This is a genomic window from Microbulbifer maximicatervae (SeqCode) (genome assembly GCF_056231245.1).
Window position 1 is genome coordinate 3,957,017 of sequence record NZ_CP174334.1, and the last position, 24,159, is coordinate 3,981,175.

At 43.9% G+C, this 24,159-nt stretch carries 7 protein-coding genes; 5 read left to right on the forward strand and 2 right to left on the reverse strand.

What is annotated here, in order from left to right; genetic code table 11:
• Positions 1-3: 3 nt before the first annotated feature.
• From ACJJIS_RS17275 to ACJJIS_RS17295, 5 genes are all read left to right on the forward strand, one after another.
• Positions 4-9,741, forward strand: coding sequence for a non-ribosomal peptide synthetase (locus ACJJIS_RS17275; protein WP_475708667.1), 9,738 nt, complete (start codon positions 4-6; stop codon positions 9,739-9,741).
• 10 nt (positions 9,742-9,751) lie between these two features.
• Entirely contained in the window at positions 9,752-14,029 is a 4,278-nt protein-coding gene (locus tag ACJJIS_RS17280) for a non-ribosomal peptide synthetase (RefSeq protein WP_475708668.1), read from the forward strand.
• Positions 14,030-14,226: 197 nt separating this feature from the next.
• Positions 14,227-15,489, forward strand: coding sequence for an MFS transporter (locus ACJJIS_RS17285; RefSeq protein ID WP_475708669.1), 1,263 nt, complete (start codon positions 14,227-14,229; stop codon positions 15,487-15,489).
• Positions 15,490-16,195: 706 nt separating this feature from the next.
• The gene (gene gcvP, locus ACJJIS_RS17290; protein ID WP_475708670.1) at positions 16,196-19,087 is read left to right on the forward strand and encodes an aminomethyl-transferring glycine dehydrogenase; all 2,892 of its coding nucleotides are present in this window, start codon (positions 16,196-16,198) and stop codon (positions 19,085-19,087) included.
• Between the two features lie 160 nt (positions 19,088-19,247).
• Complete coding sequence (locus tag ACJJIS_RS17295) at positions 19,248-19,598, forward strand: hypothetical protein (RefSeq protein ID WP_444935031.1); 351 nt, start codon at positions 19,248-19,250, stop codon at positions 19,596-19,598.
• A gap of 251 nt (positions 19,599-19,849) precedes the next feature.
• Here the strand turns inward: ACJJIS_RS17295 and ACJJIS_RS17300 are convergent, their stop codons facing one another.
• Entirely contained in the window at positions 19,850-21,169 is a 1,320-nt protein-coding gene (locus ACJJIS_RS17300) for a glycosyl hydrolase family 18 protein (RefSeq protein ID WP_444935030.1), read from the reverse strand.
• Between the two features lie 113 nt (positions 21,170-21,282).
• Complete coding sequence (locus tag ACJJIS_RS17305; protein ID WP_475708671.1) at positions 21,283-24,090, reverse strand: TonB-dependent receptor; 2,808 nt, start codon at positions 24,088-24,090, stop codon at positions 21,283-21,285.
• Between the last annotated feature and the right edge of the window lie 69 nt (positions 24,091-24,159).

Genomic DNA, 24,159 nt, shown 5'->3' on the forward strand with positions numbered 1-24,159 from the left:
TTGATGTTAGCGTTATTAAAAGAGCTCAAAAAAAATAACCTGGCTGTATGGGTCAGTGGAGATATTCTTAAATTGGCAAGTAGCGGTGATGAAATACCGAAAGAACTGCTAACACGATTGAAAGCAGAAAAGCCTCAGTTAGTTAAGTATTTACAAAGAAGAGAAATTGACTCACAGAAAAAATTTTTTAGGCTTGAGGAACTCTTGCAATACCGTCTGTCTTTTGCTCAGGAGCGACTATTATTTATTGAACGGTTAGAGCCTGAAACCTGTGCATATCACATTCCATATTTAGTGCAATTGGACCAAGATGCCCGATTAGATATTCTACAAAGTGCTTTTACACATTTGGCAATACGTCATCCCGTGCTCAATTCAGTCTATATTGAGTCTGATAACCGGAATATCAGCCAGATATTATCTGGCCCTGTTAAAATTTCGACAAACCACTTAAACACAGAAGAAAAGTTACTACCGGCGGTAAAAGATGAGATAGTGCGCCCCTTCGATCTGTCACAAGATCCACCAATGCGTCTGAAATATTATGAGGCCAATAAAAAGCTGTATTTGCTAATTATGTGGCATCATATTGCGTTTGATGGCTGGTCAATGGATATTTTCTTACGGGAATTATCTAACATCTACCAGTCTTTACTTAATAGCCAGGAAATAGGCTTACCAGACCTATCCATCCAATATAGCGATTACGCCCAATGGCAAAGGGATTATCTAAATGGGGAGAATCTCTCCAAGTTAAAGTCTTTCTGGCATAATACCCTATACGGTTATGAACTTTTAATTTTACCAACAGATCGTCCTCGTCCCAAAAAAATGGATTACCGAGGAAAAAATATCTACTTTACGTTAGAGGCTGAACTATCCCTGAAGTTACGGCACTATGCCCAATCAAGGGAAACTACTCTATATACCGTCCTCCTCAGTGCTTTTTTTGCAACACTGTCTAGCCTATCAGGGCAAGAAGATATCCTGATAGGTACTCCGTCAGATAATCGTCATCATGCCCAGACCCAAGACGTAATTGGCTTTTTTGTCAACTCGCTGGCGCTACGAGTAAAGTTAAATGCAGATATAACAGCTAATGAATTAATCAGGCAAGTACATCAGGTAGTCTCTGCGGCTAAAACTCACCAAGATCTACCATTTGAGTCTCTCATTGACACACTGGAAGTGGAAAGGGATTTGTCCCGCCATCCATTGTTTCAGGTAATGTTTACGGTACAAAGTTTTGGTTTGACAAACCTATATGAATTGCCGTTTACCCCGGTAGAAACAGATCCTCAAAACCCATTATATTCGCCTGCAAAAGCGGATTTACGCCTGACTCTCGATGACAGTGGGAACCAGATAAAAGGTATGTTTAGTTATGCAGTAAGTCTATTTGATGAGGAAAGCATTATCCGTGCCAGTGGAATCTATCAAAAATTTTTGGTACAGATGCTGGAGCAGCCCTCACGATCTATCAATACTTTTGATAGTTTGTCAGATAGAGATCGCCAAAAAGTTTTAATTGATTGGAATCAGACAAGCTCACATGGTGGTAATGAGCTAAGTTTATCACATCTATTTGAAACTCAAGCCCTAATAAATCATGATTCAATCGCGGTTAGTTTTGAAGAACAACAATTAACTTACCAAGAGTTAAATGAAAAAGCTAATCAACTAGCAAGGGCAATACAGCATAACTATCAAGATAAACACCGAAATACGATAAGACCCGATACTATCGTTGCCTTATATTTTGAACAAAGCCTGGAAATGGCTATAGGGATATTAGCTGTGCTAAAAGCCGGCGCAGCTTACCTTCCCCTTGCCTGTGATGCACCTCAAAAACGTCTGAAATTTCAATTAGAAGACAGTAAATCTGCCCTGGTATTAAGTCAAAGTTTCAAGCTTGATAAACTCCGCTCTTTACTCAAGGAAATCCCTACTCCACCTTTATTACTTGCAGTAGATAACCAAGTAGAAACTGCGCCGTATTCTATCGAAAACCTAAGTCATGGTTCGCAAGGAAACAACCTGGCGTATCTAATCTATACCTCAGGCACAAGCGGTACTCCTAAAGGAGTAATGGTAGAGCATAAATCCGTTGTCAATCTAATTAAAGCACAAAGCGAAGCATTTAATTTTGACAATCAAGAACGTGTGCTTTGGCTGTTGTCTTATGTTTTTGACGCTTCAGTTGAGCCCTTTTATTTGGCTCTGTTGAATGGTGGGAGGTTGATATTACCCGAAAGAGGAATATTAAAACAACCGGAAAAAATCATCGGCTTAATAGCCAAACATCAGGTTACACACTTGGTAGCATCTCCTTCTCATCTATTGACTTTAGGTGATATCAAAAACAAACAGCAAATAAAAAGAGTAGTATTTGGCGGTGAACCTTGTTCACCAGAGTTGGTAAATATTTGGAAAGACAAGCTTATTAATGAATACGGACCAACTGAAGCTACGGTAACAGCCATTCAAAGTCTGAACTTTTATCAGCAAAATAATAATCGATGTATAGGTCGCCCTATCAATAATGTTAAGGCTTACGTACTTAATAAAAAAGGTTGTCCGGTACCCATCGGGGCTCCAGGGGAATTATATATCTGTGGAGCAGGAGTCGCCCGAGGCTATCTCAACCAGAAAGCACTGACAGCACAGAATTTTATCAATAACCCTTTTGCCAATAATGAAGATAAAAGCAGGGGGTATGATCGCTTATATAAAACCGGCGATTTGGTGCGCTGGTTACCCAACGGAAACTTGGAATATCTGGAACGTATAGGACAGCAGGTTAAAATTCGGGGTTACCGAATTGAGTTAGGGGAAATTGAAACTGCGCTCACCAACGTAGAATCAGTAAAACAGGCACTGGTGACAACTTATCATCATCAGGGTAGTACCCTGCTAATAGCCTATATAGTACCTTGTCTAGCACAAGATATTTCATCAGAAGCCTTACGGGACACATTGGCTCTTAGCTTACCTGAGTATATGTTGCCGGAGAGCTATACTTACCTGGATCAGATCCCGCTAACCACCAACGGTAAAGTAGACTATCGTGCTTTACCCACCCCGGAACTAATTTCTAAGAATAACTACCTTGCACCCCGAACCGAACTAGAGAGTCAGATGTGTCAGATCTGGCAACGTGTACTGGGACTGGAAAACATAGGCGTTAAGGATGACTTTTTCCGTATAGGTGGCCATTCAATTAATGCAGTTCAGCTAACCGCTACTATTCGTCGAGAACTGGCTATAGAAGTTTCACTGGAAGAATTGTTCGAGCGAAAAAATATAGCCACTCTGATTTCGGGAATAGAAAAACAAAAGTTGTTGACAATCCCGCGCTCAAATGCAACCGCATTTCCACTATCTTTTGCTCAGGAAAGACTTCTATTTATTGAGCAATTTGAATCTGGAAGCAGTGCCTATCATATACCTTATCTTACCCGACTAAAGCCAAAGACATCGCTGGATAAGCTTGAAAAAGCACTAAACGCTGTGATTCGTAGACATACTGTGCTTAACAGTGTCTATTATACCGATAACACCGGAATTAGTCGGCAAGAGGTACTATCTACTCCTGTCACTTTACAAATGCACAAAGCTGCGGACAAAAAACAATTGACGCTCTTAGTTAGAAAAGAGTGTATGCGTTCCTTTGACCTTGAAAAGGAAGGGGCAGTTCGACTTCATATATTTCAATTAGGGGAAGTAGATTACCTACTAATACTCTGGCACCACATCGCCTTTGATGGCTGGTCTAGCGGGATTTTCATCAAAGAGCTTTCAGAAATTTACCAAGCTATATGTCAAAAGCGAGAAGCTCTCCTACCCGAACTGGATATTCAATATCGTGATTATGCTGCCTGGCAACATGACTATCTGCAAGGAGAGCAGCTAGAGAAGCAGCTACAGTATTGGCAACAACGTTTGTCCGGATATGAATCTTTGGCTTTACCACTTGATTACCCCAGGCCCATAGTGGCTGATCACCGAGGTAAATACCATCGGTTCACTCTAGGTAGTCAAACCTCAGCACAGTTACGAAGATTAGCAAGAGATCAAGGAATCTCTCTATATACTGTACTTCTCAGTGGATTCTACCTATGCCTGACAACCCTGTCTGGGCAAGAAGATATTTTGGTGGGCACACCGTCAGATAATCGTCATCATTCCCAGACTCAAAATTTGATCGGTTTTTTTGTTAACCCCCTGGCTTTGCGTGTTGTAATCAAGCCCGAAATGTTGATAAAAGAACTATTAGCCATAGTGCACCAGGTCGTAACTTCGGCTAAGGTGCATCAGGAGTTCCCATTTGAGCGTCTAGTTGAAGAACTGAAGATAGAGCGAGATAATTCTCGCCATCCTTTATTCCAGGTAATGTTTGGTCTACAGAATAACAGGCAGGAAATCAGTGATACCGAAAAATTACCTTTTATTCCTACAAAATTAATTGATGAAAGCAATTTATATGTACCGGCAAAATTTGATCTAAGTTTATCGCTAAATGATTATGGCGATGAAATTACCGCAGGGTTTAACTATGCGGTAAGTCTTTTTGATGAAGAATCTATAGCACATATATCCAGTCTTTACCAAAGGATGCTTTCCGGTCTCCTTTCTGGACCAGACTTTCCGATAGCACAAATAGAAAAACTAAGTACCGCTGATCGACAGAAAATGTTGTACCAGTGGAATGATACTCAGGTTAATTATCCCGACAGAAACACTATACATGGTCTATTTGAACAGCAGGTCAGCCGGACACCTGATCATATTGCCCTGGTTTTTGAGCAATGCCGACTAAGCTATCGGGAGCTTAATCAAAAGTCCAACCGTCTCGCACGTGCACTTTTAAATAAATATGAAGCCAGCACAGCGAGGACAATAGAGCCCGACACTCTAGTAGGATTATGTTTTCAACGTAGCGCAGATATGGTTGTTGCCATTTTGGCGGTACTGAAAGCTGGAGCGGCCTATGTGCCAATTGCACCGGACCTCCCTCAAGCACGTATCAAATTTATACTGGAAGATGCACAAATCTCGCTGGTAATAAGTGATAAGCAGAGCTTATCGGCACTACCCGCATCCCAGGCTGGCAAGTACCAAGTTCCATCAATCCTTGTAGTTGATGATAAAAAGGAAGTCACCGCATATCATCACGATAACTTACCAGAAACATCAAGTAGCAATCATCTTGCCTATGTGATTTACACGTCAGGGACAACAGGTAAGCCCAAAGGCGTTTTAGTGCAACATAATGCAGTAACAGCTTTTGCTTGCAATAATCGTTATTTGGAAGCCTCCAAGGTGACCAATATTGCCAGTTTGTCTTCCTATGCTTTTGATGGTTTCGTATTTGACTTATTTTACAGTGTGCTAAATGGCTGCAGTATGCATCTCGTTACGCAGGACGTAATCCAGTCCCCTATAAGTTTAATAGATTATCTAAATAGCCATCATATTGATTCATTTTTTATCACGACTGCATTACTGAGTGTCCTGACCAAAGAGAGACTATTAAATAGATTGAAGGTAAATAATATTTTATTTGGCGGAGAAAAGGCCGATGCTGGAACTTTACACCAGCTAGTTAATGACCACCCTGAAATTTCGTTTACACATGTTTATGGGCCAACTGAAACGGTTGTTTTTGCTACTGCCTGTCACTTAAATACCAAGATGAGAAAACTGCCTATTGGCAGCCCATTGCATAATAAAAAATTATATGTTTTGGATAAAAATGGCCAACCGGCACCTGTCGGGTCTCCTGGGGAACTATATATCGGCGGTGCAGGTATTGCTCGCGGCTACCTTAATCAGGAAGAGCTGACAGCTAAGAGTTTTATTAATAATCCTTATGTCAGTGATGAAGATAGAGAAAGGGGACATGACCGGCTATATAAAACTGGGGATTTAGTGCGCTGGTTACCAGACGGAAATTTGGAGTACCTTGAGCGAATTGGTAAGCAAGTTAAAATTCGGGGCTACCGGATCGAATTAGGAGAAATCGAGTCAGCCTTGCATGAAATCGAAGCAGTAAAGCAAGCATTAGTGACCACTTTTCACCATGAAGAAAATACAATATTAGTTGCTTATATAGTACCAGAGGCAAGAGAGAAAATTTCACCGGATACCCTAAAGCAAATGCTATCTATTAATTTACCGGGATACATGGTACCTGAAAGCTATACTTTGTTGGAGAAATTGCCATTAACCCCTAATGGAAAATTGGACTATCGCGCGTTACCAAATCCACAATTGATTATAAATGATAACTACCTCCCTCCCCGCACAAGTCTTGAACAAAATCTCTGCCTGATCTGGCAGCAGATATTGGGACTTGATCGTGTAGGTATTGCGGATGACTTTTTTCGAATCGGTGGGCATTCGATCAATGCGGTACAACTCATAGCTACCATTCGCAGGGAATTAGGTATTGAACTATCCCTAGCAACTCTCTTTGAGAAAAAAAATATTGCTGCCCTCTCCAAAGGGCTTGAGGAGAAGCCGCTGCTAAGAATTACTTCAGCAAAAGTCGGCCCTTATCCCCTGTCTTTTTCCCAGGAGCGTTTATTCTTTATCGAGAAATTTGATTCCGGGGCAAGTGCATATCATATTCCCTACTTAGTTAGGCTCAGGCCTCAAGCATCGCTAAATAATATTGAGCGGGCAATAAGCGAGGTAGTACGACGTCACACTATACTAAACAGCATCTACTACACGGACAAAAATGGTGTCACCCTACAAGAAGTCCAGCCCAGGGAGATAGCAATAAACAAGCACCAGCTTACAGATGAATCCCAATTGAAGACTGCCCTGATTAGGGAAAATAATCGGCCCTTTGATCTAAGCCATGAGAGCGCCGTCCGCTTACATATGTACCAGTTAGGCGAACAACGGTACTTGTTGATCCTTTGGCATCATATTGCTTTTGATGGCTGGTCTACTGGCATTTTTATTAAAGAATTTTCACAAATCTATCATGCTATTTGTGAAAGGCAGCAAGCATCACTACCGGTGCTGGAAATCCAATATCATGATTATGCTGTTTGGCAACGAGAATATCTCAAAGGTGAGACTCTAGAAAATCTGCTGAATTACTGGCAAAAAACGTTGTCCGGTTACGAATCCTTGGTACTGCCACTAGATCATCAACGGCCGCCAAAGGCTGATCAAAGGGGTAAGCACTATCACTTTGTCCTAGACGAAAATACATCAGCGCAGTTACGCGCTTTTGCAAGATCTGAAGGTACTACTTTATATACCATATTACTAACTGGATTTTATCTTTGCCTCGCAACCTTGTCAGGGCAGGAAGATATCCTGGTAGGTACACCCTCAGATAATCGTCACCATGCCCAAACTCAAGACCTGATTGGTTTTTTTGTTAACACTCTAGTATTGAGAACTGTTCTAGATACTAAAATGACTGTAAAGGATTTGATAGCACAGGTGCATCAGACCGTTACTCAGGCTAAAGTGCATCAGGAACTGCCTTTTGAACGCCTGCTCGAGGCACTTGATGTTGAACGTGATAGCTCCCGCCATCCACTCTTTCAAGTCATGTTCGGTGTACAGAGCTTTGTTCAGCAAGAAAGTGTTAATGACGATTTCCCGTTTTTACCCTCTGAACTCGATGGGGAAGCTTCTCTATATTCACCGGCAATTTTCGATTTAAGTTTATTTTTAAATGATGGTTGCGAGGAAATTACCGCAACGTTTAATTATGCAGTCAGCCTATTTGATGAAAAGACCATCATACGCATTGCCAACTTGTATCAACACCTACTCACAAGTATGTTGGCAACGCCTAAGTTATGTTTAGAAAAGATTGAACGAGTTAGTGAAATTGAACGTCAACTAATCCTGGGTAAGTGGAATGATACAAGGATTGACTTCCCTGAGGGACAAACCTTACATGGTTTATTTGAACGGCAAGCCCTGCGAACGCCAAATCACATTTCACTGATCTTTGAGCAGCAACGGATTACTTATAGTCAACTTAATAAAAGAGCCAACCGTTTGGCCCGCATCCTGTCAAAACAATATCAATCAGCTCACGGACAATCGATAACTCCAGATACCGTTATTTCATTATATTTTGGGCGCGGTATCGATATGGTTATTGCTATTTTAGCAGTACTAAAAGCCGGTGGAGCTTATTTGCCCCTTTCGCCTGATTACCCTGAACAGCGCCTGAGTTATATCTTAGCTGACAGTCAATGTCCGATGATCCTAACGGGAGAGAGTAACGAAGATAAACTCCGGAAAATCGTCGGTATTGAACATCAAGAATCCATAGTGTGTGTAACCCAAGAGTTACTTTTGAATGAAGCAATAAGTGGGGATAATTTACCTGCGCTGACATCAACATCCGATCTGGCTTATGTGATTTATACATCCGGTACCACTGGCACACCTAAAGGTGTGATGATTGAGCATCACAGTTGCGTAAATTTGATGCAACATAACCTAGAAACGTATCAAGTTTCTTCTGGTGAAAATTTATTATTACTGGCTAACTACACTTTTGATGCATCGATAGAGCAGATATTTATAGCATTACTTAGTGGTTCTCGGCTAGTGATTACCGGTGATGCCGACATCCAGTCTTTTAGCCGTCTGGAGCGGCTAATTGAGCAAGAGTCCATTACTCACCTGGATGCACCATCTAGTCTCCTTCTGGCATTGGAACTTGGGGAAAAACATGGCTTGAAGCGAGTCATCTCGGGTGGCGAAGTGACCTCAACCAAGCTAGCCAGTGATTTGGGGGATAAGCTCATTAATGTCTACGGACCTACAGAAACGACTATCAGTAGCCATCAATATCATTGTCCACCTCAATCAGAAGACAACCAGATCCCGATAGGCAGGGCCATCGCCAATAACAAAAGCTATGTCCTCGATAAATCAGGTCAGTTATTAGGAATAGGGGCTATTGGTGAGTTGCATATAAGTGGAGCCGGCCTTGCCCGGGGTTACTTGAATCAACCTCAACTGACAGCAGAGCGCTTTATAGAAAACCCCTTTGCCAGTGAGGAAGATAAAGCCAGAGGTTATACCAAATTTTACAAAACTGGCGATCTGGTCAGGTGGTTACCCAGCGGTGAGCTGGATTATATCGGTCGCAATGACTTGCAAGTGAAAATTAGAGGTTTCCGTATTGAGTTAGGTGAAGTCGAAGCGGCTTTAAATGACCTAGATGGAGTAAGGCAAGCGATAGTGACAGATCACGAATATCAAAGTCAAAAATACTTGGCAGCCTATTTAGTCCCAGATTCCGAGGACTCCAAAGATCTTGATATATTAAAAGCAACATTAGTGTCTGTATTGCCCGAGTATATGATTCCTGCAAGCTTTAGCTGGATTGATAAAGTACCACTTAATTTAAGCGGCAAACTGGATAAAAAGGCCTTGCCAACTCCCAAGCTTGTTTCCCAGAGTGATTATCTGGCTCCACGTACGCAACTTGAACGCCAATTGTGCGAAGTTTGGCAACAGGTCCTGGGATTGGGCCAGGTTGGTATCCGCGATAACTACTTCAGTATCGGAGGAGATTCAATCAAAGCCATCAGTCTTGGGGCCAAAAGTCGCCAGATAATTGGTATAGATATCCCACTAGCAATGTTATTTGCAAATCAAACAATTGAAAAATTAAGTACCTCGTTACAGCAAGACGCAGTATCAAATCAGGATGAAACTCAAGAATTTGAGATGGTCTTATAGGGATAATAAAATGAATCAATTAATCAGCAAAATAAAAAACAATCAAGTCGCAATCTGGCTGGATGGAGAACAGCTACGCCTGAGTAGTAAAAAAGATTTGTCAGACAGCGATCTATTAGAGTCAATCAAAGAACACAAGTCATCATTAATCCGCTTGTTAAAATTTAATCACATTTACAGTAAAAGTGACTTCATCAATAGGATAATATTTTCTGTACCCGAAGAGAAATCTGAACTTAGTTTTGCCCAGGAGAGGTTATTATTTATTCATCAGTGGCAGCAAGGAAGTAATGCCTATCATATCCCACATCTGATTCGACTATCTGATGATATTAACTATCCCGCTTTAGTAGATGCTATTCAGTATATGGTTAGGCGCCATCCAATACTAAACACCGTTTATCGCCTTCATGAAAATGGTGATACGTACCAGCAAGTCCTTGATAGCCCTTTAACTATTCGTTGTCTATCAAAAAATAACAATACTGATCTGTTAAATGGGATACAAGAAGCCATAGAGCAGAACTTTGATTTAAGCGAAAAAATACCGTTAAGGGTTATTCGATTTGATTCTCCCCAAGGAGTGTTTGTTCTTTTTGTTTGGCATCATATTGCATTTGACGGCTGGTCAGCACAAATTTTCTTCACCGAATTATCTCAAGCCTATTCATCCTATTGTCTTGGGCAGTCACCCGACCTTGCTCAGATAGACATTTGCTATAGTGATTATGCCGTATGGCAAAAGACATTTTTACAGGGAAAAGAACTACGAAACCTTGAAAATTACTGGCTAGGGCAATTGGGTGGATACAGCTCGTTACACTTGTTCACCGATAGACCACGTCCGCCCCAGCAAGATTATCGTGGTCAGGTATTCAATTTTTCATTAGATACACATCTTTCACAACAATTAAGATTATTGGCCCGTGATCAGAAGACAACTCTGTATTGTTTAATGCTCAGCGGTTTTTATTTGTTGCTCTCGACGTTAAGCGGCCAGAAAGACATGGTTATCGGTACGCCGTCAGAAAATCGTCACCATGTACAAACCCAAAATGTTATAGGCTTTTTTGTTAATTTGTTAGCATTGAGGGGGGAAATAGACGAAAGCTTTTCAATTGCACAATGGATAGATAAAGTTCACCAATTGGTTCTTGGAGCTAAAATTCACCAGGAACTCCCCTTTGAGCACTTGGTTAAACTGCTTAAAGTGGAACGAGACCCCTCCCGCCACCCTTTAGTTCAAGTCCTGTTTAGTCTGGAAAGCGTCCAGACGAATGTAGAAAAAAGTAAAAATCCCTCTTTTACCCAGCTATCCTTAAACGACCTAAACCAGCTAGATTTTATTGGCGAAGAATTACTAGAAGACATTCAACACCATCAAGAGTATTCTCCAGCAAAATTTGATTTGAGTTTATATATTAATGACTCGCAACCTGATCTCAGCGGTGTCTTTAATTTTGCTATCAGCTTATTTGATGAGCATACAATCAAGCGATTCGCTGATTTATATCAAAGAATATTGGCCCAGATGGTTTCCGATGTACATCAGCCTATTGCTTCTATGAATTTGGTTTGCAAGCAGGAGAAGCAAACTTTATTAAATAACTGGGTCAAAACCACACAAAGCTCATCTCAGAGTCTATGTCTTCATCAACTATTTGAAGAACGAGTTAAGACCTTTGCCGATAAACCAGCAATATCATTTAAACAACAAACTCTCAGTTATCAACAGCTAAACAATAGAGCCAACCAACTGGCGCTAAAGCTACAAGCTGATTATCTATCAGCACAGGGAAAACAACTTGAACCGGATACTTTGATTGGCATTTTCCTTGATCGCAGCCTGGAAATGGTAATTAGCATTCTAGCTATTCTCAAGGCCGGCGGTACTTATGTACCTATTTCTCCAGACTACCCCAAAAGTCGAAGCTTGTACATTTTACAAGATACTGGGGCCTCCTTGGTTATAACCAGAAAAAAATATGCTCACACTTTCACGGCTTTCTCTGGCGAACTGGAACTGATACCCCAATTGGTATATGTGGACACCTTAGAAAATCAAGCTACTAGCGACAGACAAGCGCCTGTAAGCGCTGTTAAACCTCAGGATCTGGCTTATGTGATTTATACCTCTGGCACTACAGGCAAACCTAAAGGGGTATTACAAACTCATGAAAATGTGATCCGCTTATTACAGGTAACCCAGGCCGATTTCGGCTTCAATGACAGCGATAACTGGGTACTTTACCACGCTTATACCTTCGATTTTAGTGTTTGGGAACTTTGGGGCGCTTTGACTACAGGTGGAAAACTTGTAATCCCAACGACAGAAATCACAAAGGATCTACCCACTTTTGTCCGTTTGTGTCAGCAAGAGCAAGTGACAGTATTAAACCAAACACCAGCTGCCTTTTATGCACTAGTTGATACATTAAGGATCACTGGAGAATGTCTTGAAGCACTTCGATTGGTGATTTTTGGAGGGGACAAGCTAAATATTGAACAACTTAAAAGTTGGTGGGATACCTATGGTAATAAATCAACTCGACTGGTAAATATGTATGGTATTACAGAGACGACCGTGCACGTGACCTATAAAGAGTTAACAGCCGACGATAATACGGCTTACTCCAATATCGGTAGGCCATTAAAGGATATGAAGGCATATGTACTCAATAGTAAATTAATACCTTTACCAATCGGTGCTCCGGGGGAGCTATATGTAGGCGGATCAGGGTTGGCTAGAGGGTACCTTAACAGGCCCGAACTTACGGCTGAGAGATTTATTGAGAACCCTTTTATTGCATCAGAGGGAAACATCAAAAACCGGCTGTATAAAACTGGAGATTTAGTCCGCTGGCTGCCTAACGGTGAACTTGAGTATCTTGGACGAAATGATGCCCAGGTAAAAATTCGAGGTTATCGTATTGAACTGGGTGAAATTGAAGCTGCCTTAGCCCAACATCCTCAAGTACAGCAAGTAGCGGTAATTGATAGGATCCACGAAAAGAATAAGTACCTTGCCGCCTATGTCGTCCTCAGTGAAAAGAAAAGTTCAGACCCTAGCAAGTTAAAAGCTTTTGTTTCTGAATTCCTACCTGATTATATGATGCCTTCCACCTTTACCTTCCTGGATACATTGCCGCTAACAATAAACGGAAAATTAAATCGCGTGGCCTTGCCCTTTCCAGAATTTACTAGCAAGGTTGAATATGTTGCGCCAGAAAATGAACTGGAGCAGGAGTTGTGCCAGATTTGGCAAAGGGTATTGGGTATAGATACTGTCGGAGTACTAGACAGCTTCTTTGAATTGGGAGGGGACTCAATACTTTTACTTAAAGTTTACCATCATTGTAGTCGTAGCAATATCCGGGTTTCACCTAAACTACTCAATGAACAACCCACTATCAGAGGCTTGGCTGAAAGTATCAAAGCAGAACCCATGCCTGATTTTTCATCCTGCACCGAGAGCGAAATTGTTAACTTTCTGACAGGTTATAATGAATTTAATAAATTTATGACCTTTAACGAAGTAAGTAACAAAACCGGTTTATTCCTGATTCCAGCAGCGGCAGGTCCTGAAACTTTTACTCCACTGGTGGAAAAACTGGACATCAACCGGCCGGTCCACTTGCTGGAAAATATCCAGGTGTATAGTGGGCGGCAAATAAGACTGAATTATTTGATTGACTATTATTTTGCTGTGATACGTAAGAAGCAGGCAAGTGGGCCCTATTTGCTGGGAGGCTACTGCGAAGGCGCTATGGTTTCCCTTGGTATCGCCCAAAGACTGAAAGCTTTAGGCGAGAGTGTCGAAATGCTATTTTTAGTTGACCCCGTGGTGATCAATATAGAGCAAAATCTGATTGACACCATCAAGCAGGATCCTAGGCTACCTAATTGTGGGCGTTTTGAAGCTGAAATGGTGGATACTTTTCTTTTCTATGCCGAATATGTCAAATCACTTCAGTCCTATAGCGGACCAGTAGTTTTCTTTGAAGGCAGTAGTGTCTCTGATGAGGCAACCCCAACACAAATCCTTGCTGTGATCAATGACTATATTGACATTCAAGAATTGTTCAACAAGGGCTTCTCAACGCCTAAAAATGGTTTCGAAAGTTTATTGTTAAATTGCGATTATATTGCCATAGATGCAAAACATGAGCGAATCATGATAGAAGATGAAACACTGAATACTATGGCCAACGTAATCAACCTTAAATTGTCCTCCAGCTACGATAATTATCTAGAGACTGAAACTCATAGCGAAGTAATTTATAGTTAAATGAAGATCCGCTGAAAACTAAGATTTAGCTTTGTTAAAGCTCAAAATTACAGTTGAATTGAGGGAGATTCTGACTTATTTCCTTATACACCTACATTCCTTGAATATATTTTATCAAGAAAAAATTTACATCTACATATTTACGATAGAACTTTTGAGGAATTTGGTATTTTTTAGGGGCTTCCCAGGAAGGATTTATGGAACGACAAGAATTAATCCGCTTATACGGATTTCAAATGGGGTGGGGATTTTTCTCCACCTACTTAGTTTTACCGATATTAACACCTTTTTTTTTAGCTATGGGCATGTCTATGCCGCAGCTGGGAATAATACTGGCAGTCATGGGGTTGTCAGTGATACTTTTCGAATTACCCACCGGTAGCTTGGCGGATCAGATCGGGAGGAAAAAGGTATATCTAATTTCCCTGACGATGTCTATGGCTTGTTACCTCGTGTTATTGGTTTGGCAAAGCTTTTATGGAGCTTTACTAGCAATGTTTTTATGGGGAGCTAGTCAGGCATTATTTTCTGGCTCTTTAAATGCCTGGTTTGTAGAGTGTTTTAACCAAACCGAAGGTACAATGAGCCTGCAAGAGGGTTTTGCACGTATCGCGACTCGTGCCGGACTCATTGGGGCGCTTGGTGCAATGAGCTGTGCCCTGGTAGTGGGAGGCGGGGAGTATTTCGGGCATTATGACCTGGACTTATATCGGGGACTTTTAGCTTTATCCCTATTTAGCAGCTTACTCTTATTTGCCTTTACCGAGATAAAAATCAGAGAAAATCGTGTATTTGATCGTTTTCGAATTTCAAATATCGCCCAAATCCCAAGCCAACTCAGTTTAGGTGTTAAAGCCTGCTATTCACCATCACTATGGCGCTTATTGTTGACTGTTATTTTATTGACTCCTATAGCTAGTGCTATCGAAAAATATTGGCCAGTACGCTTAGAGGCCTTATCGGACGATATGCCCGTAGGTTGGCTGTATGGGCTATTAATGGCATTAATTATGCTACTAGGCAGTTTGTCAGCAAAAATCACTACCTGGATGGCTCAATTTTTTAACCAGCAATTGGGAAAAGTACTTTTGGTAGCCAGCCTGATAAAATTATCTCTGGTGATGTTACTGGCTTTATCTGGAGATCTATTACTGTTTGTTAGTTTATTCTTATTGTTTAATTTTAGCATCGGCCTGGGTCTTTCTGCCTCCGCTCAGTTACAACATCAAGCAGTCAAGGACGAGGTCAGGTCAACTGTTGACTCCATTTTTTCATTAACGACTCGCTTTGGTGGTGTCATCGGTTCACTAGTTTGTGGTTTTGGCGCAGCTGAAATAGGACTGAACAATACTTGGTTATTGTTAGCAGCCATGGGGCTTTGTGGTAGTTGTATATTTTTGAGTTCAGAATTCAACCCCACGATCATAGATAAAGACAAGCAAATAATAGAGCAAGCTTAGTCTCCAATCCCATCCCCCCTTCGGGGGGATAGCCTACTTGCAGGGAAGCAATTGATACCCTCAAGAATAATTATTTCGTCGAAACTTCTTTCTATCCTAATCACTCCGCTATCCCACTCCAGACAACAGCTCATTAGGTGGATCGAAAGATTCAATATCCGGGTCAAGCGACAGCTAATGCAGACCTCATTCCATAAGCTATGTCCATGATCGCAACTCTTGATGGCAGATACGTCGCTCTCAATAAGGTGTTAGTTAATTGGAGAGGCAGCTAAGATGGTGAGCTTTTGTGAAATCGTAGGGAGGATGAACAACATTCCTTTAACAGTTAGCGGCCTGTAGGGGAAATGGCCAACCTTCAAATCTGCTCAGCCATGCGTAGAACAAAATCTCACCAACCCCAAATTCACAGGATTTAACCTACTTTTTGGCCCCAAATTTAGCAGTTTCCTCGCTCAAATCCTGCAGATTGCCCCTACTCGCCCCGGTTGCTAAGATGCGCGCCTGCCGCTATGGCCCGGCGCCCCCTCTGGTTCCGTATTACGACCCGGGGCTGCCTGCAAACCGATTTTCCCAAGCGTTACCCTCGCCTATCCGCAACGCGGAGGCCCGAGGCTTTCCACAGGAAAAGCGGTACTGAGGCCAGGTGCTATTTTTAACCGCGAGCGCACCGCGACGACTCCCTGCGACTACAGGAACGAAGTTTATGACCCAACCATCGCTGCAGCAGTTGGAACAACACGACGCCTTTATCCATCGCCATATCGGCCCCGATGCCAAACAGGTAGAGGCCATGCTGGAAACCCTCGGAGTTGCCAGCCTCGAAGAGCTGATCGAGAAAACCGTGCCCGAAGCCATTCGCAAGACCGATGAGCTGGATCTGGCCGATGCGATCAATGAAGTTGAGGCCCTCGCAGAGCTGAAAGATATCGCGGCGCGCAACAAGATCTACCGCACCTTTATTGGTATGGGTTACCACGACACCATTACCCCCAATGTGATCCTGCGCAACGTGCTGGAGAATCCGGGTTGGTACACCGCCTATACCCCTTACCAGCCAGAAATTGCCCAGGGCCGACTGGAAGGCCTGCTGAACTTCCAGCAGATGATTATGGACCTCACCGGTATGGAACTGGCCAACGCCTCCATGCTGGATGAAGGCACCGCTGCCGCAGAAGCCATGGCCATGTGTAAGCGCCAGGTCAAGCGCAACAAGTCCAACGTCTACTTTGTGGACCAGGACTGCCATCCGCAAACCATCGCCGTAGTTAAGACCCGCGCCGAACACTTCGGCTTCGAAATCGTTGTCGGCGATGTGGAAAAAGATATCCCCACCGAGCTGTTCGGCGCACTGCTGCAGTACCCCGGCAGCACCGGTCGCGTACGCGACCTGAGCGATATTATTGCCAAGGTCCACGAAGCCAACGCCCTGGTCACTGTGGCCGCCGACCTGATGAGCCTGGTAGCCCTGCGGGCACCGGGTGATATGGGTGCGGACGTAGTCGTCGGCTGTAACCAGCGCTTCGGCATCCCCATGGGTTACGGTGGCCCCCACGCGGGCTTCTTCGCCTTCCGCGAAGCTTACAAGCGCTCCGCACCGGGTCGTATTATCGGTGTTTCCGTAGACAGCAAAGGCAAGCGTGCCCTGCGCATGGCCATGCAAACCCGCGAACAGCATATTCGCCGCGAGAAAGCCAACTCCAACATCTGTACTTCCCAGGTGCTGTTAGCGGTAATCAGCGCTTTCTATGCGATTTACCACGGCCCTGAAGGCCTGAAAACCATCGCTGCCCGCATCCAGCGCCTGGCAGACATTCTCGCTTCCGCCCTGCAGCAGGAAGGCTTTAATCTGGCCCACGACAGCTGGTTCGATACCCTGAATATCACCGTTGGCGCCAAGCAGGAAGAGATTTACCAGCGCTCCCTGGCCGCTGAGATCAACCTGCGTAAAATTGGTGAAGACGCCCTGGGTGTGAGCCTGAGTGAGACCGCCACCCTGCAGGATGTGTCCGACCTGATCAATGCCTTTATCGGCACCGAACACAGCATCGATCTGCATACTCTGGACAGCGAAATTGCCAGCAAGGGCTCCCTGGGTGTACCCGCCTCCCTGGCGCGCGATACTGAATTCCTGACCCACCCGGTGTTCAACACCTACCACTCCGAGACCGAGATGCTGCGCTATCTCAAGTCTCTGGAAGCTAAGGATATCGCCCTGAATCACTCAATGATTCCCTTGGGCTCCTGCACCATGAAGCTGAACGCCACAGCCGAGATGATCCCGGTCACCTGGCCCGAGTTCGGCAAGCTGCACCCCTTCGCACCAGTAGATCAAGCAGAAGGCTACGCGGAAATGTTCCGCCAGCTACAGCAAATGCTATCCGCCTGCACCGGTTACGATGCGGTGAGCCTGCAGCCCAATGCCGGCTCCCAGGGTGAATACGCAGGCCTGGTTGCTATCAAGAAGTACTTCGAAGCGAAGGGCGAAACCCAGCGCGACATCTGCCTGATTCCCGCCTCTGCCCACGGCACCAACCCGGCTTCCGCCATGATGGTGAGCATGAAAGTGGTAGTGGTTGCCTGTGATGATAAAGGCAATGTGGATATCGAAGACCTGAAAGCCAAAATCGAAGAGCACGGCGACCGCGTTGCCGCACTGATGGTCACTTACCCGTCCACCCACGGGGTGTTCGAAGAAGGTATCCGCGAAGTTTGCGACCTGGTACACCAGGCTGGCGGCCAGGTTTATATCGATGGTGCCAACATGAACGCCCTGATTGGCGTCGCAGCTCCGGGCCAGTTCGGTGGTGACGTATCCCACCTGAACCTGCACAAAACTTTCTGTATTCCTCACGGTGGCGGCGGCCCCGGCATGGGCCCGATCGCTGTTGGCGAACACCTGAAGCCCTACCTGGCGGCCCACCCGGTGACTGAAGTACCGGAAACCAATCTGGATAACGGCACCATCTCCGCTGCTCCCTGGGGCTCCGCCAGCATCCTGCCGATCAGTTGGATGTATATCCGTATGATGGGTAAGCAGGGTATGAAGCAGGCTACCGAAATGGCAATCCTGAACGCCAACTACGTAGCCAAGAAGCTGGGTGAGCACTACTCCCTACTCTACACCGGCACCAATGGCTTTGTTGCCCACGAGTGCCTGGTTGACCTGCGCCCACTCAAGGAAGCCAGCGGCATCACTGAAGAGGATATCGCCAAGCGCCTGATGGACTTTGGCTTCCACTCCCCCACTATGTCCTTCCCGGTAGCCGGCACCCTGATGATCGAGCCTACCGAAAGCGAATCCAAGGGTGAACTGGATCGCTTTATCGAAGCAATGGCAACAATTCGCCAGGAAGTGGAAGATGTCACCAGCGGTAAATACACCCCTGAAGACAACCCGCTGCACAATGCACCTCACACCCTTGAGGACGTGATGAACGATGAGTGGACCCACAGCTACTCCCGGGATATTGCTGCGCGCCCAGCAGCATGGCTGAAAGAGCACAAGGTGTGGCCGGCCGCTAATCGTATCGACAACGTCTACGGCGACCGTAACCTGATTTGTTCCTGCCCTCCGATTGAGAGCTACGCTGAGTAAGATCTAACACTCTCACAGATGGATTTAAAAGCGGGCTTAATGCCCGCTTTTTTCACCCGGCTTGCAATCCAGTTGATTGACATTAACTTCATCCAAACTTAGCCTCTTATAGCTTGCAAGTAACCTAACTTGCTTAAGCCTCTCCAAAAAGGACTTCCAAATGAAAAAAACCTCTATTGGCCTACTCTTTCTGTGCACTTCTTTTTCATCAATAGTATCGGCAAGTGTCGGAATGCCTAGTTATCAAGTTTCTGAAACAGTAGGCGTTTTGCCCGATGGAAGATTAGAGATCAATTTTCCTCAAGCTTTTAATTCCGCATGCACAGACGGAGACGGCAAGCGCATATATGTTGAGGTCGGGAATTCGCAGGAAGTAACTGAAGAATCAATTAAACTAATACAAAGCATAGTTCTGGCAGCTCACGCGGCTAGAAAACCTATTAAGTTCTGGTATGATCGACCAAACAATGGATCTGTTTGCGAAGGTGGCAAGGTAGTAATGGCTTCGTAAAGTTGTTTCTACGTACTGATTAGGGGAAGCATTACTTTTACTAGTGTAAAAATATATCAGGCTATCCCCGCTTGACTCGAAAAATGAAAGTTGGCCCAACATAGTAATTTTAAATAAGTATCAGAATCAATAATTGAGCACACCCTTTTCACTCCCTTAAACTACTTTTCAAAATCCATTTTTTATTAGAGCTGCCCCGCTTCATCGACTAATGCCAATTTCCACGGGGCTATCAGCCAGGGTTTATATAATCACTTAAGGCAATTAGGGACCTCTGAAGTACCTGGCCATATTGTAGAAAGGTAACTGCTAGAATCTTTAGTCACATTAAATATCATAGTGCCGCCACCCAGGTTATTATTTTCATTACAGGAAGCTAATGCACTTGCAGCGGAAGCGCCATTCAACACAGTAGAAGCGCCAACACCCAATTTGGATCTATCGACCCCCAAGTTTAAGTACTTCTGAACTCGTGAAGTGCAACTTGAGCCCAACCAATAGCTCATCTCCCAACCATAAGTTAATTGGTCGCCCAGTTTCTTCCCATTCCATTCAGCCTGAAAAGCATCGGTATCACTCCAAAGTGCTTTAGAAATAATTTTGTTAGGCATCTTCTCTCGCAATGCACTAGTCACTTTTACCAAGGAGTCAGAATAGGTTTGGCTGCACTGTGAGTACTCATCATCAATATCAATACCATCCAACCCATACTGATCCACGGCATCTTTTAGCTGCTGAGAAAAGTCATCAGCGGACTGCTCATCGGCAAAACAGGACCAACCTGCATTTTGGTGATTTCCGAGAACGCTGAGCACCACTTTCGTACCCTTGTCTTGCAATTCTTGTACTGTACTCAAATTGTTATTGAGCAAGTCTGACACTTGGTCATTAAAATGCAGTACAGCTTTCTGACCATCGTAATTAACATTTGCCGCGAAGATCACAGCTATATCAAACAACTGGCTGCCATCGCTCTCTGTAAAGCAGCCTGCATTGCCCAGGTTATTACTATTAACTTCTACGTAAGCAACTTTAGGCGCTGACACACTTTCCTGAGGAGTATCAGATTTACACAGAGTTGAGCCCAGCTCACGGATTTCATTCTTACGTGAACCACACCCATACCCGCTGCCATCCATGGAGGCATTATCGGCAAGATTTGCAATTTCCCAGTCCCCCAGGATGGAACACAGCTCATCCTTATAGATTTGAGCCTCAAGATAGGTGACCGGGCTTGCATCAGTTGCACAGCTGCTTCCACTAACAACATGAGGCGCTGAAGGTTCGGATTTACACAATGTCATGGATAATTGGCGACTTTCATTACTCGTCAATTGGCAATTATTTCCCAGATGTTCTATTGAGGACCCGTCTGATAAACCAACCAAATCACCATTATTGAGAAGATCACAAAATTCATTAGGATAATTAAGCGCTTCAGAATAGCTTACTGTTGTAGTGTCCGAGGGACAGTCATCCGAATTGACCACTTCAATATCTGCGTATGCACCAGTCTGAAATAAAATGGTGGCACAAGCAGTCTGCATTGCTCTACGTGTCGATTGTTTCATATTTATGCTCATTTTTATTATGTGGTTATGTAAATTCTATAATCTAATATCGATAGTCAAAAAAAATGGTGTAGAGCTTACACTCTACACCCAACACTACGATCAACGAGGTATTAGAATTTATAGTTTGCACCAATATATAGTCTGCGCCCAGAGTAATTATAATAAGTCATTCTGTTTTCCTGCTTCCAGAACCCCTCTGCCTTTTCCTCCGTTAAATTAATGATAGATGCCGTGAAATTTAGGTTTTCATTGAAGGTAAAGCTGGCATTAAGATCAAGCTGCCCATAAGCTTTATCATATAAATTATACCCTTGGTGAAGCCCCCCAGCTCGATCATCTTTCCAGTTATAAGATGCTCGCACACTGTACAAATCATTTTCATAATAACCGGAAAGATTGTACTGGTGCTTAGCCGTTCCAGGAATTTCTGCCTCAGTTTCTTCACCATTAACAAACACCCCTGAAGTACTGGTGTCGGTGTAGGTATAATTTGCCATTACACCAAAACCACTTTCGAACGCGTGTTGTGCAAACAGCTCAACGCCTCTTGAAGTTGCCTCAGCACCACCCGTTTTTGTGGTCATGTCGACTTCAATGGGTCCATTGCAGCAATTGTGCTCACGTAATACAACTTCAGTTGTGGTTATAGGAAGGTTGCTGATATCCTTACTAAATAATGTTGCCCCAAGTGCGGAAGCATCAAAGTAATACCATTCAATTCCCAGGTCGAATTGATTGGAAAGCATCGCTTCTAGCCCAGTATTTGCTGAAGTGCCAGTCCCACGGCCGGTCCAAGAATCCGGCGAGTTAATATTTACAGGGGGGCCATAAGACTCAGCCTGCCCCAAATCAGCATAACTAACTCGAGACATGGTTTTTGCTGCAGCAAATCGTATTACAAGGTCATCAGTTAGATCCCAGGCAATATTCAAACTTGGCAGGAAGTTTTCACTATCAGCACTTCGGTTATTTGCATTGGTGATATCTGTCTCTTGACCAATGATGTCATCGTACGTCGAGGTAGTTAAGTCGGTATTAACATAGCGGACACCAAAGTTACCCCGGAAGGCTTCCCATTCAAAATCTGCCTGTGCGTAAAGTGAAAATATTTTCTCCTCGATGGTATAGGTACCGGATAAGACAGGAACTACAGTCCGGGTAAAATTATCACTAACGTAGGCTTTAAGCGCATCTATATCAAAAGGCAGATAGTTAATAGCCCCGGTATCGCCTGCGCTATTATCGATTACGCTGCCGCCAAGTAAGATTGAAGTGTCTGGATGAAAATCCGGGTTGTGGAACCATTCGGTACCCGACAACCACCCACGATAACCACCGTTATCCGAAATACCGTCATCCCACAGGAAAGTATCTCTTAGGGACTTGGCTTCATGATCCCGATATTTAGTACCGACATAGATTTTGTTAACTATTCCCCAATTGGTATCAAATCCCAGGTCAAGCTGATAATAATCTTCCCTATCCCGATTTTGGGTAGCGTCAGAACTAAACCAGTCATAATATGGATAGGCCTCCTGATCCGAGGTGAGATCTGTAGAGATTTCGTAGCTAGGTTCCCCGTCGGCAATAGACCACAGCCAACTATTTACGGAACCATAACGTGCATCCATATTTGCCATGATTCTTTCGGAGACACCTCCTTTTGCAGAGCTGCGCCCAATATTCACTGCTGCTGTGTAAGAATCACCTTCATACAGAATTTCGAGGTCGAATGTATGAGATTCTGATTCACCGTAGCTATCCTGCCCGGTCAATTGCGGAGACATTAAGCCTCGCTCTACCTCAACACCACCATTGACATCAGCATCGCCCCAGTTATCAGCATTTAGCAAGCCGTTATCACCGTTGCCATAGGTGACCACGGTATCCCCTTCCAGCTCAACGCCAAAGTAGGGGTTATGGTTATCATTCCATTCAGCTAAGGTGAGATTCTGACTACGGGTATCGTATCCCAACTGGGAACCGAAATAGTTCAGAGAAAATTCCAAACGCTCAGTTGGCCGCCATTGAGTAGTAATTTGATAACCATCCCTGGCCCTATCCTGCTCATGATTACCAATACCCATAGCTCTGGGCGCCCAAACATTGTTGTAAACTTCACCAGTTTCCTGGTCAACAATTGCCGGACGCTCAGCACCTTCAACTGTATCTGAATGGAATCGCCAATGGCTCGCGTAGTTTTCAATTGAGGTTACGGTTCTGTCCTGCTTGGTATATCCAGCCAGGATACCAAAGGTTTCACTCTCATTTTTCCAGGAGTAAAAAGCACTATATTGAGGTTCCCACTGCTCATTAGTATCTGAGTAAGTGGTTTCAGTAGTTATAACACCCTCACCAGAATCCATTTCCAGAGGCTTACGACTGTGTAGAATAACCGTTCCGCCAATTCCTCCTTCATCAATTCTAGCTTCCGGGCTTTTGTAAACTTCTACTTTGCTAATCATGTTGGATGGCAGCAAAGTGTAATTAAAGCTTCGAGATGGCGCTTCTCCATCAGAGGTTGCAATGTAGTTTCCATTTAACTGAGTCAAGGTCCACTCGGCACTGGTGCCACGAATACTGACTCGACTACCCTCTCCACCACTGCGTGTAATTGTGATCCCTGGCACGCGCTGAAGAGAGTCTGCAACATTCTTATCCGGGAACTTGCCCACATCCTCGGCGGTTATCGCGTCTACAATAGCATTAGAATCCCGCTTAATTTCCAGGTTTCTGGTATTACTCTCAAGAATTCCGATTACCTCAATTTGATCCATCGGTTTGTCTTTCTCAGAGATATCATCAGCAATCGCCACGCTACTAATGGCTAATGAAATAGCGGAGACTAGCGATTTCTGCTTATTCTCCCGGCTCCAGATTTTGACCGTGGTTCGTCTATTATTCTTGACTGTTTTCATAGTATCCCAACTTTCTTTTCTTATAAGTTTTTTAAAAGAGCCCCTCTCCAAATTGGAGAGGGGCGAGAA